Source organism: Pseudaminobacter soli (ex Li et al. 2025), from assembly GCF_029892515.1.
GTDB classification, from domain to species: domain Bacteria; phylum Pseudomonadota; class Alphaproteobacteria; order Rhizobiales; family Rhizobiaceae; genus Pseudaminobacter; species Pseudaminobacter soli_A.
In genome coordinates this window covers 439189-457494 of sequence record NZ_JARXVF010000002.1, presented here as the reverse complement: position 1 = coordinate 457494, position 18306 = coordinate 439189, and the positions used below count along the sequence as shown (strand labels likewise).

The window sequence follows — 18306 nt, the reverse complement described above, 5'->3', positions numbered from 1 at the left end:
GTCACCGGGCGTCCTCCTGCTGCACTGCCTTTTCCGCCGCGTCGTCCTTGCGCACGGCCGCGTCGCGCTCGCCGCGATTGTAGTGGCGCTCGATGGCACCCTGGCCGACATTCAGGATGGAAGTGATGAGCAGATACCACAGCACTGCCACCAGCAGCATGGGCATCACCTCGAAGGTGCGGTTGTAGATCGACTGGACCGAATAGAGCAGATCCGCCATCGCAATCACGCTGACCAGCGAGGTTGCCTTGATCATGCTGATGAGCTGGTTGCCGGTGGGCGGCACGATGGAGCGCATGGCCTGCGGGATGATGATACGGCGCAGCGCCCGTGCCCGGGTCATGCCAAAAGCCTCGGCTGTTTCGGATTGGCCTTTGTCGACCGACAGCAGGCCGCCGCGGATGATCTCGGCCATGTAGGCCGCCTCGTTAAGCGCAAGGCCGACGATTGCCGCCGTCACCGGCGATATCAGATCGTTGGTATTCCAGCTTGCGAAGGTCGGGCCGAACGGAATGCCGATCGAGATTTCCGGAAACAGCGTCGACAGATTGTACCAGAAGATAAGCTGGACAAGCAGCGGCGTGCCGCGAAAGAACCAGATGAACAGCCCCGATATGGAGCTGGCAAGCCTGTCGCGCGACATGCGCGCGATGGCCAGTAGAAGGCCCAGCGCAACGCCGATGGCCATGGCAACAACCGTCAGCCCCAGTGTGACATAGAGCCCGCGGATGACCGTGGGGTCGAAGAAATAGGTGGCCACGACCGGCCAGCCGAAATTCGGATTGTTGGCGACAATGTAGGCAAAGTTCGCCGCGACGGCGAGAACCACCACCCACAGGAGCAACCGGCCCGGGCGGAACGGTCTATGCGCCCGGGCTACGTCGTAAAGGTCTGCGTCCATGCGGGCTCCCTTTTCCATTGCGGGAGCCGACAGCGTGTTCATTTCGCGGCCTTCCCGGCGAGATTGATGCCCGGGGCATCGATCATGTTGTTCTCAAGGCCCCACTTCTTCATGACTGCGGCATAGGTGCCGTTGTCCATCAGTTCCTTGATGCCGTCGCGGAGCACCTCGCCGAGAGGCGAACCCTTCTGCACCACCGCGCCCTGGAAAAGGTCGTCGAAGCCGTTCTTCTGGCCCGTGCCGGTCAGTTCGAGCTGCCCGTTGGCCTGCTGCACGAAATAGGTGAGCGGAGCCTGTGACGAGAAGAAGGCATCCGAGCGCTTGGAGCGCACGGCCAGGATGGAGGTCGGCTGGTCGGTGAAGGACTGCACCTCGATCGCGGTCTTGCCGTCGGCCACGCACTTCTCGGCCTGCGCCTTGATCACCTTTTCGGCAGAGCCGCCGGCCATCACCGCAATGCGCTTGCCGCAGGCCGTGTCCAGCGAAACGATACCTTCGGGATTGCCCTTCTGGACGGCGAAGACGACATATTCCTTCACCCAGTCAACGAAGTCGTTGGCTTCCTCTCGCGAGGCGAAATCGCCAATCGGGCCGGAGGCAAGCTGATAGCGTCCGGAATTGATACCGCTCAGCACGGCCGGCAAGCCGGCCACCGTTGCGTGCTCGATCTTGATGCCGAGAAGCTGGCCGAGAGCGTCGGTCATCTCCGCGCTGGCGCCGGTCACTTCCGTGCCCGTCACGATCTCATAGGGCGGGAAGGAGCCGCTGTTGACCGCAACCATGCGGCCGGCCTTGACGATTTCCTCCGGCAGGCGGGCACGCAGCGCCTCGTTGACGCTCTGCTCCGGAATTTTCGCTTCCTCGGCAAATGCCGTCTGGGCCGCCAGAACGACGAAGGCAGCGGCGAGAATGGATTTCTTGTACATTTTCATCTCCCTAAAGAACCAAATATGAATGCCGCTCAGACTTGGGCCGCGAAGAAGGGGAACAGCTCTTCCACCGTCAGTCTGCGCGAAAGTATGCCCTGGACGTGAAGTTCCTCGGCAAAGGCGTTGATCATCGCCGTGTTGGCCGCGAGGCCGCTGTCGTTCCAGCTTTCCGGCAGGTCGCGCGCCACCTGGAGGAGCTCGTCGATCACCCATGGGCTAGTGTCGGCATATTTGCGACGCTTGGCCGTCCACATGCGCTGGCTCTCGTCGATCAGGTCGCTGAGCTCCTGCGTAATCCACGGATGCTCTTCGACGATCTCCGACTTGATGCCGACGAGATGCATGCCCGGCACGTAACCGACGCCGTTGAAATAGTCCCGCTCTGCGCCGCGGAAATCCGCCAGCACCTGGCGAAAGCCGGAAATCCTGCCGAAGAAGCCATCGGGCATGAAAGGCGTGAAGACCGCATCAAGCCAGCCCTCGCCCAGCAGTTCCATCATCGGCCGCTCGCCCGGCACCGCGTCGATGCGGCCGGGGCGGCCGAAGCCGTCAAGGCGGTCGACGATTGGATGCGCGGCGGTGAGGCGGCCGGCATACCAGTAGGCATCTTCCACGCCGACGCCCTCGCGGCGCAGCGCCGCGCGCGTCCAGGTGTTGCCGGAATCGCGCCAGCCGGTCACGCCGATCCTCTTGCCGGCAAGCTGGTCGAAGCGAGTGATAGGGCTGTCGGAGCGCGTGATGACGCAGCGATGGCGAAAACCGCGCATGATGAAGTTGGGAATGCCGACGACACCGCCCTCGCCATCGGCGCACATGGAGGTGTAGCGGCTGAACGACATCTCGGCCGCGTCATGTGCCTCATCGTCGCGCAGGTCCGAAAGCGTGCCGACGCGATCGACGATCAGTTCCAGACGTGACGAGCGCACATCGCCCAGGGCCAGCGGCGTCAGATAGTCCCAATCCCTCACGGCCAGCCGCAGCGCGATTGTCATTCTCATTTCCTTGAAATTGCCATTCCGGGAGGCAAACTAAATGTTCAGTTTGGCCCGATCAAATGCTATTACGTTATTGAACATTAAATTGAGGAACCACGCATGGCGCTCGACTTCCCACCTTCCTGGTTCGCCGAGAGACTGGAAGATCGAACCACGCGCGGCATAGCGCGTGACACGGCGATGCTGATCCGGCGCGGAACCCTGCCCGTGGGCGCCAAGCTGCCACCGGTACGCGACCTCGCATATGCGCTGGGCGTCAGCCCGGCAACGATCTCGGAAGCATGGAGCGACCTGCGCAGGCAAAAAATCATCTCGGGCCGCGGCCGCAACGGAACCTGGGTCAGCGGCGACCGCTTCGTGGCCAAGCCGGAGCGCCTGGCGAGCTTTGGCAATTACGGCCCTGACGTACTGGATCTATCGAAGGCCGTTCCCGACGTGGCGCTGTTGCCGCCGTTGGAAGACGCGCTGCGCCACGGCGCGAAGGCGGAGAACCTGAACAGCTACGACCGCACGCGCATCCTGCCCGAGCTTGAGAACGCCGCTCGCCGCGACTGGCCTTACGAACCCGAAGCCTTACTCGCCACGAATGGCGGCTACAACGCCGTCTACACGCTTCTGCACGCGCTGGTGCCGCAGGACGCGCCGGTGGCGATCGAGGACCCCACGGCAATGCGCCTTCTGGACATTCTGGAAGACCTCAGCGTGCCGATCATTCCCGTCGCCTGCGACCGCGAAGGGCCGCTGCCGGCCTCCCTAGCCGAGGCGCTGGCGCAGAAGCCGGCCGCCTTCCTCTTCCAGCCGCGCATCCATTCTGTGACGAGCCATTGCGTGAGCGCGGCGCGCATGGCCGCTCTGGGCGACGTGTTGGAAGGCAGCGACACGCTGATCATCGAGGACGACGGCGTGGCGGATATCGCGCTCACGCCGCGACTGACGCTCGGCAATCGCTTCCCCGACCGCGTCATACACATTTTGTCCTATTCAAAGACGCTGGGGCCGGACATGCGCCTTGCGGTTCTTTCCGGTTCCGCCTCGCTCGTCGAGCAGATCCAATCCTACCGCAGCTTCAGCGCCGGCTGGACAAGCCGCATTCTGCAATCGGCCGTGGCCTGGCTGCTGAACGACGAGGAGACGCAAGTCCAACTCGACCGCACCCGCCACATTTACCACGAGCGCGCGCGAAAATTCGGAGAGGCGTTGGCGGCCGAAGGCGTCACGCCACCGAACGGCAGTGGCCTGTGTTGCCTGCTGCCGGTCCCGTCCGAGCCGTTTGCAATGGTAACGCTGGCGGCCCGCCGGATTGCCGTTGCCCCCGGCTCGAAATTTTCCCCTCGGCCAATGTCGGCCGTGCGGATCGCGACCAGCATACTAGACGAGTCGCAAATCACAGAGGTCGCCTCGGCAGTCGCGCTGGCCAGTCGACCGCTGGGGTAACAGGCGCGCTACCCCAGCTCTCTTTGATTGAGGTCGAACTTGGAGGCTTTTCGTTCGTCAGTTCGACAGCAGTTCGCCGAACTGCTTGCGCAGTTCGGCTTTCTGCACCTTGCCCATGGTGTTGCGGGGCAGTTCCGCAACGAAGACCAGTTGCCGGGGCTGCTTGAAACGAGCGAGTGAGGTAGCAAGCGCTGCCTCCACCGCGGACCGCGCGGCCTCGTCGCCCACGATGACGGCCACAGGCGATTCCCCGAAATCCGGATGCGGAACGCCAATCACTGCACTTTCCACCACGCCCTCGACCTGATCGATCACCAGCTCGATTTCCTTGGGATAGATGTTGAAGCCGCCCGAGATGATGAGGTCCTTGGCGCGGCCGACGATGTGCAGATAGCCATCCTTGTCGATCATGCCGACGTCGCCGGTGATGAAGAAACCGTCGGTTCGGAACTCTGACTTCGTCTTTTCCGGCAGGCCCCAATAGCCAACGAAGACGTTGGACCCGCGCACCTCGATGCCGCCGATCTCGCCTTGCGCCAGCGAATTGCCGTCGGCGTCTGCAATGCGAACCTCCGTACCCTGAAGCGGGAAGCCGACCGTGCCCGCACGCCGCTCGCCCTCACAGGGGTTCGACGTGTTCATGTTGGTTTCGGTCATGCCGTAGCGTTCGAGGATGCGATGGCCGGTGCGGGCCTCGAACTCGACATGGGTTTCGGCCAGCAGCGGCGCGCTGCCCGAAACGAACAGGCGCATATGGCCGACGAGCTCACGGTTCAGGCGCTCGCTGGCCAGAAGCCGCGTGTAGAAGGTGGGCACGCCCATCAGCGCGGTCGCGCGCGGCAGGTCGTCGAGAATGGCGTCGGCCTTGAACGCCTGGTGGAAAATGATGCTGCCGCCGGCTGCCAGCATCACATTGGTGGCGACGAACAGGCCATGCGTGTGGAAGATCGGCAGGGCGTGGATCAGCACGTCATCGGCCGTGAAGCGCCATTCGACCACCAGCGCGCGGGCATTGGACAGGAGGTTGTACTGGGTCAGCATCGCGCCCTTGGAGCGTCCGGTGGTGCCTGACGTGTAGAGCAGCGCGGCCAGATCGTCGTCGCCCCTTTCGGCAACGTCCTTCAGCGGCTCGGCCTTGGCGATCGCATCGACGAAGCTGCCGGTGCTGTCGGCGGCGATAGAAAGCGTGCGGCCGCTGCCTTCCAGCAATCCGGCGATATCAGCCTCCTCCTCGGGCGCGCAAATGCACAGTCTTGGCTGGGCATCACCGAGGAAGAACCGGAGTTCCTCCAGCGTGTAGGCGGTGTTTAGCGGCAGGAACACCGCGCCGACCTGCGCGCAGCCGAAAAACAGCGCCAGCGTTTCCGGCGTCTTGGCGGCATGGACGGCAACACGGTCCCCTTCCTCCACCCCCTGCTCGCGCAGCACCGTGGCGATGCGCCCCACGAGGTCGGCGAAATCCGCATGGCTCAGCACCCGGCCGTCCTGAAGATGCAGAAACGGCTTCGCGTTGCCGCGATGAATGCCGACAAGCGCGTCGTAGATCGGGTTGGCCATGCTTTGACTCCGGAACGGCCGCCGTCCGCCTAGGGCGAGACGGCGAAACAACTGTCACCTCTCGGGTCGCATCAAAGCGGAAGGACAGTCAATCCCCCCGTTGTCGGCCAGCCTGTAGGAGCCGATCAGCTGCCAGCACCATTCAGCCGCTCGGGGCTGAGCTGCGCTTCGCTGAGGCCGAAATCCGCGATCCGCTGCGGCAAAGGTTTTCCGCGCACCAGTGCCGCGCAGGCCTCGCCCATGGCGGCCGAGGTCTGGATGCCGTAGCCGCCCTGCGCGACGACCCAGAAGAGGCCGGACACGCTCAGGTCGAAACCGCCGACCAGGTCGCCATCGGCCACGAAAGAGCGCAAGCCCGCCCAGACGCGGATGGGGCGGCCGACGGTCAGCGTCGTCATTTCCTCGATGCGATGGATGCCGAGCGCGATGTCGAGCTCCTCCGGCTGCACATCTTGCGGCATAGTCGGATCGGCATTGGCGGGCGAGCCAAGCAGCACGCCGGCGTCGGGCTTCACATAACAACTTTCGTCGGCGCTCATGAACAGCGGCCAGCGGGTGGCATCCATCCCGGCCGGCGGTGCAAAAACGAAGGCCGTGCGCCGGCGCGGCTCGAGCCCCAACGGCCGCGCACCGAACAGGCGCCCAACCTCGTCACCCCAGGCGCCCGCGGCGTTGACCACGATGGGCGCAATATAGTCTCTGCCCGACGCGGTGACACGCCAGTCGCAGCCTACCCGCTCGGCGGCGGTGACTTCGGCATTGCTCACCACGGTGCCACCGGCGTGCCGCAAGCCGCGCAGGTAGCCCTGATGCAGGGCATGAACATCCATGTCCTCGGAGTCAGGATTGTAGACCGCACCGATGGCAGCCTCCGGCTTCAACACCGGCACCCACGCCTTGGCGGCTGCGTAATCCAGCCGCTCACCGGGCAGGCCCATGGCCCGGACTGCGTCCTCATGCTCCTCCAGCAGATGCGCCTGCTCGGCCGAAGCAACAACGAGCGTGCCGCGCGGCGACAGGATGGGATGGTCGGTAAAACCTGCCGGCGGCGATTGCAGGAAGGCGCGACTGGCCATGGTCAGTGCGCGCACCTGCGCGGTGCCATAGCTTTCACTGAATAGCGCGGCCGAGCGGCCGGTAGAGTGATAGCCGGGCTGGCTCTCGCGCTCCAGCAGCACCACCTTTAGATGCGGCGCCAGCCAATAGCCGATCGACGCGCCGGCAATGCCTGCGCCGACGATCACCACATCCGCCTTCATAGGCTCCTCGCGCTGGCCTGCATGTTCCAATGTCATGAAAAGTCCCTCGGCAACTCGCCTATGCCCGGCCAAGGCCCGGAGCATGCAATTTTCCTATACGAAAACACTTTCAAAATTTGAAAATAACGTCAAGCACCGACACCGTCACTTTTCCGGGTCGAACATCTCGATCAGCGCCGACTGGAAATTCGGCTGCGCGCTGGAGCAGACGCCCAGCACCAGCGCATCGCCCTCGCCGACAGCGAGATAGGCGTGACCCATTGTGCTGTCGATATAGATGCTTTCGCCCTTTTCCAGCCGCACCGGCGCGTAGTGCTCGGTGTGCACCTCGATCGCCCCTTCCAGCACGAAGATGAACTCCTCGCCGGAGTGTTTTATCAGCGGCCCGAATTCCTCCAGCGTCCGCGCCGTTGCCCGCGTCAGCACCGGCACCATGCGCTTCTTGGTGATGTCCGTGCTGAGATAGAGATAGTCATAGTTCTGCGTCTTTTGCCGCAGGCCGTCGCCCTGCAGATTGACCGAGCGGCGCGCGAGCCGGTCGCCATCCGCCTCAGGCTGCGCGAACAGTTCGGCCATGTTCAGCCCCAGCCCCTCGCTGATCTGCAGCAGTTTGTCATAGGACAGCGACATCTGGTCGTTCTCGACTTTGGAAAGCGTCGAGACGGCAACGCCGGTCTTGTGGCTGACGTCGCTCAGCTTCCAGCCGTATTTCTGGCGCAGGGCCTTCAGATTTGGGCCCAGTTTCGGATGCGTGGCCATCTATCCCCAATCGTTGGTCCAATTCGCTAGCTGACGATAACCATTGACTTTGCCGGCAACAAGGAAAATCAATTAGCGGATTGGAAAGTTGGTATCAAAATCGGGGAGGCACGCCGCCTTACCGAACACCGGAGAATGCGCCCGCGAAAGGGTCTGTTTTTCGGTCAGTCTTTGTCGAAGAAAGGAAGATTCATGGGTCGCGAAGTAGAATGGGCGCGCATGACGGCGCCGGAACTGCGTGAGATTGCTGCGCGCGGCAACGCGCTGGCCATCCTGCCGGTCGGCTCGCTGGAGCAGCACGGCCCGCATCTGCCGGTCATCACCGACACCGCAAGCGCCGCCGCGGTAGCAGTGCGCGCCGCGCGACTGGTGGACGAAAGCGTTCCGCTGGCGGTGCTTCCCGGCCTGTGGCTCGGCATGAGCGAGCATCATTTGCCCTTTGGCGGCACCATCACCGCCGACTATGCGACCTATCATGCCATGCTGCGTTCCGTCGCCCGCTCGCTCAAGGCCATCGGCTTCAAGCGCCTGCTGATCGTCAATGGCCATGGCGGCAATGTCGACCCGCTCGCAGTGGCGACGCGCGAACTGGCCGTGGAGTTCGACATGCCGATCGTGGCGACGACGCCATGGTTCCTGGCCGCGGAAGAGACCGCTGCGCTGTTTGAATCCGACGACGGCCCCAAGCACGCCTGCGAGGGCGAAGCCTCGGTCATGCTCGCCATTGCCGGCGACTGCGTGAAGACCGACAAGTTCAAGGACGCCGAAGCCGTACCCGCCGGCCAGAACGAGGCTCCCTACGGCGCCTCCCGCTTCTACTCCTTCTCCGAGCGCGCGCCGACCACCGGCACCTGGGGCTTCCCCAGCAAGGGCACGGCCGAGAAGGGCGAGAAGTTCCTGGCGCTGCATGCGCGCGAGGTTGCCAAGTTCATCACCTCCGAGATCCTCTGGACCCAGCCGGATCCGGTTTGGCGCGCCGGGCGCGGCCTGGAAACCACGGCAGGCCGTGTGGACTGATCGAGAGAAGCAAAACCGGAGCGACCGCACTGTGGCGGTCGCCGTCAACTGCGTATGAGAGAGAGGGAGAAGACATGAAGAATTTTGTCCGCGGCAAGCTTGCCGCAAAGCTGGCGTCTGGTATCGCCATCGCCCTGCTGTCGGGCCTGCTCGGCAGCCAGGCATTTGCCAAGACCCTCGTCTATTGCTCGGAGAGCTCGCCGGAGGGTTTTGATCCAGCACTCTATTCCGCCAACAGCACCTGGGATGCCTCGTCCAAGCCCGTCTACAATCGCCTGGTCGAGTTCGAGAACGGCACCACCAATGTCCTGCCCGGCTTGGCCGAGAGCTGGACGGTATCGAACGATGGCCTCGAATACACCTTCAAGCTGCGCCAGGGCGTGAAATTCCAGACCACGGACTATTTTACGCCGAGCCGCGAGCTTGACGCCGACGACGTGATCTTCTCGCTGAACCGCCAGCGACTGAAGGACGACCCATGGTATGACTACAGCGCAGGCACCAGCTGGGAAATGTTCGACGGCATGGAGATGCCGGCGCTGATCAAGGACATCGTGAAGGTCGACGACCACACGGTGAAGATCGTGCTGAACCAGCCCAGCGCCTCGATCCTGGCCAGCCTTGCCATGGACTTCGGCTCGATTATGTCGAAGGAATATGCCGACAAGCTCGCCGCCGAAGGCACCAAGGAAAAGCTGAACCAGCAGCCCGTCGGCACCGGCCCGTTCCGCTTCGTCGACTACCAGCCGGACGCAGTAATCCGCTTCCAGGCCAATCCAGACTACTGGGCCGGCAAGCCGAAGATCGACGATCTGGTCTTCGCCATCACCGTCGACGCGACCGCGCGCATCCAGCGCCTGCAAGCGGGCGAATGCCAGGTTGCCGCCTATCCGGCGCCGGCCGATATCGCCGGACTGAAGGCTGACCCGAACCTGACGGTGATGGAACAGCCGGGCCTCAATGTCGCCTACCTCGCCTACAACACGCTGATGCCGCCCTTCGACAAGGCCGAAGTGCGCAAGGCACTGAACATGGCGATGAACAAGACTGCGATCATCGACGCCATCTTCCAGGGCACCGGCCAGGTGGCCAAGAACCCGCTGCCGCCGGCAATGTGGGGCTATAACGACGCGGTCGAGGATGACAAATACGATCCCGAAGCTGCCAAGAAGATGCTCGACGAAGCCGGCGTGAAGGATCTCAAGATGAAGATCTGGGCAATGCCGGTCAGCCGGCCATATATGCCCAACGCACACCGCACGGCCGAACTCATCCAGGCCGACTTCGCCAAGGTCGGCGTCGATGTCGAGATCGTCTCTTACGAGTGGGGCGAGTATGTGAAGCGGGCGCGCGACAAGGATCGCGACGGCGCTCTCATCCTCGGCGGCACCAGCGACAATGGCGACCCGGACAACCTGATCAGCTACTTCTTCAGCTGCGCAGGCGTCGGTGGCGCCAACTTCGCCAACTGGTGCTACCAGCCGGTCGAGGAACTGATCCAGAAGGCCCGTGTGACCTCCGATCAGGCCGAACGCGCCAAGATCTACGAGCAGATGCAGGTTCTGATCAAGGAACAGGCGCCGTGGGCGACGCTCGACCATTCGACGGTCGTACTGCCCATGTCGAACAAGGTGACGGGTTATGTAATGGACCCGCTCGGCTCGCACCGCTTCGAAAACGTCGACATCGCCGAATAGGCCTTTGACTTAAAACTCCGTGGGCTCCGGCCCACGGAGCACCTTGCTGCGCTGCGAGCGAGAATTTCTGTCGCCCTCGGCGGGACACTCAAAATCCGCTCCAATTCAAATTTGCCGACCTGCCGCCGCGACCAAAGGGCGCGTACTGTCGGTAAGTTGGGCTGCGCCCTTGTATTGTATATTCCTCCAACTAGATTGGAGGCATGTGCATGGAAACTTTCATCAAAATCTCGAGGCTTACCGGGGAAGCGCGCAATTTCTCCCGGGGCGGCTCGATGTTGAACTGAATACCGCACAGGACTTTCCGCTCCGGGATCGCATTTCGAAGTCGAATTGCGGTGCAGTTGTTGCGTGACCCACGCATTTCTCCGGAGCCATGAATGATTTTCCAACCGCCTTATTCGATCTGCAAATCCTGCCGCAACCGCCTGCCACGAGCCGCCATGCGCTGTCCGTGGTGTGCAGACAGCCGGCGACCGCACGCTCAACCGCGTCCCGAAATGGCCGGCGATCGGGCCGGAGGTCACCTATGAGATCTGCCATGAGTTCGGCCACTGCGGCAGCGACTGCAACGCCGGCTAATCTGGAGCAGAAGCTATACGGTGTTCTGCCTTGGCGGCGCACGAAGCGGGGCGAGATCAAGGTGCTGCTAGTCGCGCCTCGCGGCGGCGAGCACTGGTCGTTGCCGAGCGGCCTGCCGGGCAACGACAGGACACCACGCCAGACTGCGATGAGTGAAGCGTTCGAAAAGGCCGGGGTCGTCGGCCATCTCGATGCCGGACCCATCGGCTCCTATTCAAGCCAAGCGGCGGCTCCGTCGCCGTGCGTGGTTGAGATCTATCGGCTGAAGGTGCGTGGAACGCTGACCAACTGGCCGGCGAGCACACGGTGCAAGCGGCGCTGGTTTCGTTTGGACGACGCCATACAGGTCGTATCGAACGCGGGCCTCAAGCAATTGCTGGCTTCGATCGGCGGGAATGAGACGCCCTTTGGAGCGGACAGGAAGGCGGCCTGATTTTCAGGCCGCCCTCGTCAACGGCCCCTCGGTGATGGGGCCAAAGAGATGGCCCCATCCCTATTCTGCCAGCCAAGCTTTAGCGCTTGAAATAGCCAGCCCGCACTGCCGCGCCGATGGTGTTGAGGACGATGTTGCCCGCCGTGATCGAGCTGACGTCGTTGATGTCGCGCGAGGGCGTGATCTCGACCAAATCCATGCCGACCAGCCGGCCCTTTTTGATAAGCCCCTTGATGAGGTCGATGGTCTGGCGATAGCTGATCCCGCCCGGAGACGGCGCAGCCACCGCCGGCATGACCGACGGATCGAGCCCGTCGGCATCGAGCGTGAGATAGTAGCGCCCGCCGTCGGGAATGCGCTTCAGGATCGCAGCCGTACCTTCCGCTTCCCACTGACCCGCCGTGATGATGTCGACGCCAAAGGCGCGCGCGGCTTCGACCTCTTCGATGCGCGCGCTGCCCTGGCCGCGGATGCCGAGCTGGAAGATGCGGTCGACATGCGCCATTTCGGATGCGCGCCGCATGTTGCTCGAATAGCCGTCCTTCACGCCGTTCCTCTCGTCGCGCCAGTCAAGATGCGCGTCGATCTGGATCACCGTGATCGGTCCCTCGCCGTCCAGAGCGCGGAAGACCGGGATCGGGATGCCATGGTCGCCGCCAAGGATGATCGGCATGGCGCCGGCTGCGAGGATCTTGCGGATCGCCGCCTCCGAGCGCCTGTAGTGGGCGCCAATGTCCGTCGCGTCCCCGGGCACGTCGCCGACGTCGACCACCTTGATGTCCTGCCCATCGAACAACGTGCCGCCAATCTCGAAGTCGTAGCTGTCGAGCCCGAGGCTGATGCTGTTTGAGGCGCGACGCATGGCGGTGGGGCCATTCGTCTGGTCGTTCGTCATCTCGTCGATCGAATAGGGGCTGCCATAGGGCATGCCGATGATGACGACATCAGCCTTCAGCGTGTCGAGATCCTCGACCAGCGGGAAACCCATGAAGGTCTGGTCGACCTTGCGCGGCGGGACGGTAAGTTTGGACATTTTCTCTCCCTTGGATGACATGGTTGTAGTGCGGTCGCGGGGCGCCGGGCAACCGCCCTTCATGCCAGGCCCAACGCTCTGCCAAGTCTGGTCCGCCACACGCGCCGTGCATGACGCCAGCCTTCATCAAACTTTCACGCAAGCTTCACCGCGGTGACATAGCGTGTGCCTAGACCGCCTCGCACATACCGAGGCAGACATGACACGCAAGAACGTACTTCTCATCGTCGTCGACCAGTGGCGGGCGGATTTCGTGCCCCACCTCATGCGCGCCGAAGGGCGCGAGCCGTTCCTGAAGACGCCCAATCTCGACCGGCTCTGCCGCGAGGGCGTAACCTTCCGCAACCATGTGACGACATGCGTGCCCTGCGGCCCGGCGCGCGCAAGCCTGCTCACCGGGCTCTACCTGATGAACCATCGCGCGGTGCAGAACACGGTGCCGCTCGACCAGCGCCACATGAATCTCGGCAAGGCGCTGCGGATGATCGGCTACGATCCCGCGCTGGTGGGCTACACCTCGACCACGCCCGATCCGCGCACCGCCTCGACCAATGACCCGCGCTTCCTGGTGCTGGGCGACATCATGGAAGGCTTTCGCTCGGTCGGTGCCTTCGAGCCCAATATGGACGGCTATTTCGGCTGGGTTGCCCAGAACGACTTCGAGCTGCCGGAAAACCGCGAGGACATCTGGCTGCCCGAGGGCGAGGATTCTGTTCCGGGCGCCACCGACAAGCCTTCGCGCATTCCCGCCGAGTTCTCTGATTCCACCTATTTCACCGAACGGGCGCTGACCTATCTCAAGGGCCGCGCCGGAAGACCCTTCTTCCTGCATCTCGGCTATTACCGGCCGCATCCTCCCTTCGTGGCGTCGGCTCCCTACCACGCCATGTACCGACCAGAAGACATGCCCGCGCCAGTGCGTGCCGCCGATCCGGAAACGGAAGGCGCGCAGCACCCGCTGATGCGCTTCTACATCGACAGCATCGAGCGCGGCTCGTTCTTCCACGGCGCGGAAGGCTCCGGCGCGACCATGGACGAGGCGGAACTGCGCCAGATGCGCGCCACCTATTGCGGGCTGATGACCGAGATCGACGACTGCCTCGGTCGCGTGTTCGACTATCTCGACGAAACCGGCCAGTGGGACGACACGCTGATCATCTTCACAAGTGACCATGGCGAGCAGTTGGGAGACCATCACCTGCTGGGCAAGATCGGCTACAATGACGAGAGCTTCCGCATTCCTCTGGTCATCAAAGACCCGTCGGCCACCGAACGTGCCGGCACCATCGAGGAAGCCCTCACCGAGAGCATCGACGTGATGCCGAGCATCCTGGAATGGCTGGGCGGCGAAGTGCCGCGCGCCTGCGACGGGCGCTCGCTCGTTCCGCTGGTGCAGGGCGACCGGCCGAAAGACTGGCGTACCGAGCTGCACTACGAATTCGACTTCCGCGACGTCTTCTATTCGCAGCCGCAGGACGTCTTGGGCCTCGACATGGACGATTGCAGCCTCTGCGTCATCCAGGACGAGAACTACAAATATGTGCACTTCGCGGCCCTGCCTCCGCTCTTCTTCGACCTGAAGAATGACCCGCACGAATTCGTCAACCTGGTCGACGAGCCGACCTATGCATCGCTGGTGCGTGACTATGCACAGAAGGCCCTGTCCTGGCGCCTGCGCCATGCCGACCGGACGCTGACGCACTACCGTTCAGGACCGCACGGGCTGATCGTCAAGGATCGCTGAACCCTGCCCCTGCGGGCGGCCTGGGCCGTTCTTTAAGCTCCGGTCGCCCGCGCAGGCACATAGTTGAGGATCGGCCCAAGCCAGCGTTCGACTTCCAGCACCGTCATGCCTTTGCGGATGGCATAATCCTCGACCTGGTCGCGCTCGACCTTGGCGACGCCGAAATAGTAGCTTTCGGGGTGGGCCAGATAGAGGCCCGACACGGATGATCCCGGCCACATGGCAAAACTCTCGGTCAGGCTGACCCCGGCATTCTTCTCCGCCTCGAGCAAGCGGAACAGCGTCACCTTTTCGGTGTGGTCGGGCTGGGCGGGATAGCCAGGAGCGGGGCGGATGCCGTGATAGGCTTCGCCGACAAGTTCCTCGCCGGAGAAATTCTCGTCGGGCGAATAGCCCCAGAACTCCTTGCGCACACGCTCGTGCATGCGCTCGGCAAAGGCCTCGGCGAAGCGGTCGGCCAGCGCCTTGACCAGGATGGATGAATAGTCGTCATTGGCGCGCTCGAAGCGTTCGGCAATTGCCACTTCCTCGATGCCCGCCGTCACCACGAAGCCGCCGACATAGTCCTGCTTGCCGCTTTCCAGTGGCGCGACGAAGTCGGACAGCGCCACATTCGCCCTGCCGTCACGTTTTGTCAGCTGCTGGCGCAGGGTGAAGAAGGTGGCGAGCTCTTTGTCGCGGTTCGTGTCCGTAAACAGTTTTATGTCGTCGCCGACCGCATTGGCCGGCCAGAAACCAATGACAGCCTTGGGCGCAAACCACTTTTCCTCGATGATCTTCTTAAGCATCGCTTGTGCGTCATCAAAGAGCTGTCGCGCAGCCGGACCCTGCTTCTCGTCCTGGAGGATCTTCGGGTATCGCCCCTTGAGTTCCCAGGTCTGGAAGAAGGGCGTCCAGTCGATGTAGCGGGCAAGTTCGGCGAGATCCCAGCTTACGAACACGCGTGTACCCAGGAACGAAGGGTTCGTCGGCTCATAGCCCGCCCAATCGACCTTGTGGGCGTTGGCGCGGGCCTTGGCCAGCGGCAGCCGCTGCTTCTCCGCTTCGCTGCGGGCATGGGCTTCGGCAACCTTCCTGTATTCCTCCCGCGTGGCTTCGACATAGCCATGCTTCGCATCCGGCGACAGCAGGCTGGAGACGACGCCCACCGCCCGGCTGGCGTCGGTCACGTAGACAGTCTGGCCGCGCTCATATTTCGGGTGGATCTTCACCGCCGTATGGACCCGGCTGGTGGTGGCTCCGCCGATGAGCAGCGGGACGTCAAAACCCTCGCGCTCCAGTTCGGTGGCGACATGCACCATCTCGTCGAGCGAAGGCGTTATCAGCCCGGATAGACCGATAATGTCGACCTTGTGCTCACGCGCGGTTTCAAGGATCCTCGACGCGGGTACCATTACGCCGAGGTCGATGATCTCGTAATTGTTGCAGGCCAGCACGACGCCGACGATGTTCTTGCCGATGTCGTGGACATCGCCCTTCACTGTCGCCATCAGGATTTTTCCGGCGGCCTCTCGTGCGCCAGTGCCGCCATTGGCGGCCTTCTCGGCCTCCATGTAAGGCAAGAGCACAGCAACGGCCTGCTTCATGACGCGGGCCGATTTGACCACCTGCGGCAGGAACATTTTTCCGGACCCAAACAGGTCCCCGACGACATTCATGCCTGCCATCAGCGGGCCTTCGATCACATGCAGCGGGCGATCGGCCTTCTGCCGAGCTTCCTCGGTATCCACCTCGATGAACTCGGTGATGCCGTCGACCAGCGCGTGCTCCAGCCGCTTCTCGACCGGCCATTCACGCCAGGCAAGGTCCTTTTCCCTGGCTTCCTTGCCCGCCGTGCCCCGGAAACGCTCGGCGATCTCCAGCATGCGCTCGGTCGCGGTGCCGCCGGTCTTGGGAACGCGGTTCAGAACCACATCCTCGCAGGCCTCCCGCAAATCAAGGTCGATCGATTCGTAGACTGCCAACTGCCCGGCATTGACGATGCCCATATCCATGCCCGCCTGGATGGTATGGTAAAGGAACACGGCATGCATCGCCTCGCGCACAGGCTCGTTGCCGCGGAAGGAGAAGGACAGGTTCGACACGCCGCCCGAGACATGAACATGCGGGAGCGTGGCCGTGATCTCGCGGGTCGCCTCAACGAAATCTACGCCGTAATTGTCGTGCTCCTCGATGCCGGTTGCGACCGCGAAGATGTTGGGATCGAAGATGATGTCTTCCGGCGCGAAGCCGGCCTCTTGGGTCAACAGTTTGTAGGCGCGGGTGCAGATCTCAACCTTGCGCTTCTTGGTGTCGGCCTGCCCCACCTCGTCGAAGGCCATGACGACGACCGCCGCGCCATAGGCATGGCAGAGCCTTGCGTGATGCAGGAACGCCTCCTCGCCTTCCTTCATGGAGATCGAATTGACAATGGGCTTGCCCTGAACGCATTTCAGGCCCGCCTCGATCACCTCCCATTTGGAGCTATCGATCATGACCGGCACGCGGGCTATGTCAGGCTCGGCGGCGATCAGATTGAGATACTCCACCATCGCCTTCTTGGAATCGATCAGGCCCTCGTCCATGTTGACGTCGATGACCTGCGCGCCGTTCGCCACCTGGTCGCGCGCGACGTCCAGGGCGGCGGCGTAGTCTCCGGCGGTGATCAGCTTGCGGAACTTGGCCGAGCCGGTGACGTTGGTGCGCTCGCCCACATTGACGAAGGGGATTTCCGGCGCGAGCGTGAAGGGCTCCAGGCCGGAAAGCTTCATCAGCGGCTTGTGCTCGGGAACCTGCCTCGGCGGGTATTTCTTCACCACCTCGGCGATGGCGCGGATATGCTCCGGCGTCGAGCCGCAGCAGCCGCCGACGATGTTGACCAGGCCTTCGCGAGCAAACTCTTCGATCTGCTCGGCCATGAATTCCGGCGTCTCGTCATAGCGCCCGAATTCGTTCGGCAGGCCGGCATTGGGGTACGCACAGACCAGCGTGTCGGCGACATCGGAAATTTCGGCCAGGTGCTCGCGCATGGCGTTGGCGCCCAGCGCACAGTTCAGACCGAAGGTGAAGGGGTTGGCATGGCGCAGCGAATGCCAGAAGGCGGTTGGCGTCTGACCTGACAGCGTGCGGCCAGACCGATCGGTGATCGTGCCGGAAATCATCACCGGCAGATCGACGCCCTTCTCGGCGAAGATCTCGTTGCAGGCGAACACCGCCGCCTTGGCGTTCAGCGTGTCGAAGATGGTCTCGATCAGGATAAGGTCGGCGCCGCCGTCGATCAGGCCGCGCAACTGTTCGGCATAGGCGATGCGCAGATCGTCGAAGGTAACAGCCCGATAGCCAGGATTGTTGACGTCCGGCGAGATCGAGGCAGTGCGGTTGGTCGGCCCCAGCGCACCGGCGACGAAGCGGCGCTTGCCGTCCTCCTGCTGCGCTCTGATCACCGCCCGTCGCGCCAGACGCGCACCGTCGCGGTTCAGCTCATAGACCGTCTCCTCCATGCCGTAGTCGGCCTGCGCGATGCTGGTCGAGGAGAAGGTGTTTGTCTCGATGATGTCGGCGCCGGCGATGGCGTAGCGATAGTGGATTTCCTCGATCGCCGCCGGCTGGGTGAGGATCAGCAGGTCATTGTTGCCCTGCTGGTGGCAGGCACAACCACCGAAACGATCGCCGCGGAAATGCTCTTCATCAAAGCTGAGCCCCTGGATCTGCGTGCCCATGGCGCCGTCCAGGATCAGGATGCGCTCGCGTGCCGCTTCAGCCAGCGCGGCGCGCACCTCGGCTCCTCGGGATGTCTCGACGACCGGCCCAAACAGGGCATCAAACGAGGAACTCATTTACGACAAATCCAATTTCCAAGGCGACACTGTTCGCCAGATCACATAAAGATATCTTTATGTCAACATGTCGCAAATCACAATGCCTGCGACCATGCGGCGACACACGGAATTTTCGGAGCGAGATCAAGAAGAAGTGAGAACATTGGCT

At 63.0% G+C, this 18306-nt stretch carries 13 protein-coding genes; 5 read left to right on the top strand and 8 right to left on the bottom strand.

Annotation, left to right across the window (positions count from 1 at the left end):
* Position 1 precedes the first annotated feature (1 nt).
* Genes M2281_RS12955 through M2281_RS12945 form a run of 3 tightly spaced genes read right to left on the bottom strand, consistent with a single transcriptional unit; the run spans position 2 to position 2822 of the window.
* Positions 2 to 943, bottom strand: coding sequence for an amino acid ABC transporter permease (locus tag M2281_RS12955; RefSeq protein WP_280821560.1), 942 nt, complete (start codon positions 941 to 943; stop codon positions 2 to 4).
* The gene (locus tag M2281_RS12950) at positions 940 to 1827 is read right to left on the bottom strand and encodes an ABC transporter substrate-binding protein (protein WP_425537719.1); all 888 of its coding nucleotides are present in this window, start codon (positions 1825 to 1827) and stop codon (positions 940 to 942) included. Before M2281_RS12950 ends, M2281_RS12955 begins: the two co-directional genes overlap by 4 nt.
* Before the next feature lie 35 nt (positions 1828 to 1862).
* Positions 1863 to 2822, bottom strand: a complete 960-nt coding sequence (locus tag M2281_RS12945; RefSeq protein WP_280821558.1) for a nitrate ABC transporter substrate-binding protein — start codon at positions 2820 to 2822, stop codon at positions 1863 to 1865.
* A gap of 102 nt (positions 2823 to 2924) precedes the next feature.
* On the opposite strand from M2281_RS12945, the gene M2281_RS12940 reads away from it, so the two are divergent.
* Positions 2925 to 4259 (top strand): PLP-dependent aminotransferase family protein, encoded by a 1335-nt coding sequence (locus M2281_RS12940; RefSeq protein ID WP_280821557.1) that lies wholly within the window; start codon positions 2925 to 2927, stop codon positions 4257 to 4259.
* A 57-nt stretch (positions 4260 to 4316) separates the two neighbouring features.
* Here the strand turns inward: M2281_RS12940 and M2281_RS12935 are convergent, their stop codons facing one another.
* The 3 genes from M2281_RS12935 to M2281_RS12925 form a co-directional block, all read right to left on the bottom strand.
* Positions 4317 to 5816, bottom strand: a complete 1500-nt coding sequence (locus M2281_RS12935; RefSeq protein ID WP_280821556.1) for a malonate--CoA ligase — start codon at positions 5814 to 5816, stop codon at positions 4317 to 4319.
* Between the two features lie 125 nt (positions 5817 to 5941).
* The gene (locus M2281_RS12930) at positions 5942 to 7111 is read right to left on the bottom strand and encodes an NAD(P)/FAD-dependent oxidoreductase (protein WP_280821555.1); all 1170 of its coding nucleotides are present in this window, start codon (positions 7109 to 7111) and stop codon (positions 5942 to 5944) included.
* Positions 7112 to 7219: 108 nt separating this feature from the next.
* On the bottom strand, positions 7220 to 7834 hold the full coding sequence (locus M2281_RS12925; RefSeq protein WP_280821554.1) for a helix-turn-helix domain-containing protein: 615 nt from the start codon (positions 7832 to 7834) through the stop codon (positions 7220 to 7222).
* A gap of 192 nt (positions 7835 to 8026) precedes the next feature.
* Between M2281_RS12925 and M2281_RS12920 the strand changes: the two genes are divergently transcribed.
* From M2281_RS12920 to M2281_RS12910, 3 genes are all read left to right on the top strand, one after another.
* On the top strand, positions 8027 to 8851 hold the full coding sequence (locus tag M2281_RS12920; RefSeq protein ID WP_280821553.1) for a creatininase family protein: 825 nt from the start codon (positions 8027 to 8029) through the stop codon (positions 8849 to 8851).
* Positions 8852 to 8925: 74 nt separating this feature from the next.
* Complete coding sequence (locus M2281_RS12915; protein ID WP_280821552.1) at positions 8926 to 10548, top strand: ABC transporter substrate-binding protein; 1623 nt, start codon at positions 8926 to 8928, stop codon at positions 10546 to 10548.
* A 541-nt stretch (positions 10549 to 11089) separates the two neighbouring features.
* Positions 11090 to 11563: an NUDIX hydrolase gene (locus M2281_RS12910; RefSeq protein ID WP_280821551.1), complete on the top strand. Its 474-nt coding sequence runs from the start codon at positions 11090 to 11092 to the stop codon at positions 11561 to 11563.
* Positions 11564 to 11642: 79 nt separating this feature from the next.
* Here the strand turns inward: M2281_RS12910 and M2281_RS12905 are convergent, their stop codons facing one another.
* Positions 11643 to 12596, bottom strand: a complete 954-nt coding sequence (locus M2281_RS12905; RefSeq protein WP_425537718.1) for an agmatinase — start codon at positions 12594 to 12596, stop codon at positions 11643 to 11645.
* Between the two features lie 199 nt (positions 12597 to 12795).
* Between M2281_RS12905 and pehA the strand changes: the two genes are divergently transcribed.
* Positions 12796 to 14340 (top strand): phosphoric/sulfuric ester hydrolase PehA, encoded by a 1545-nt coding sequence (gene pehA / locus M2281_RS12900; protein ID WP_280821550.1) that lies wholly within the window; start codon positions 12796 to 12798, stop codon positions 14338 to 14340.
* A 32-nt stretch (positions 14341 to 14372) separates the two neighbouring features.
* Here pehA and metH read toward each other — a convergent pair whose 3' ends face one another.
* Positions 14373 to 18155, bottom strand: coding sequence for a methionine synthase (metH, locus tag M2281_RS12895; RefSeq protein WP_280821549.1), 3783 nt, complete (start codon positions 18153 to 18155; stop codon positions 14373 to 14375).
* Positions 18156 to 18306 lie beyond the last annotated feature (151 nt).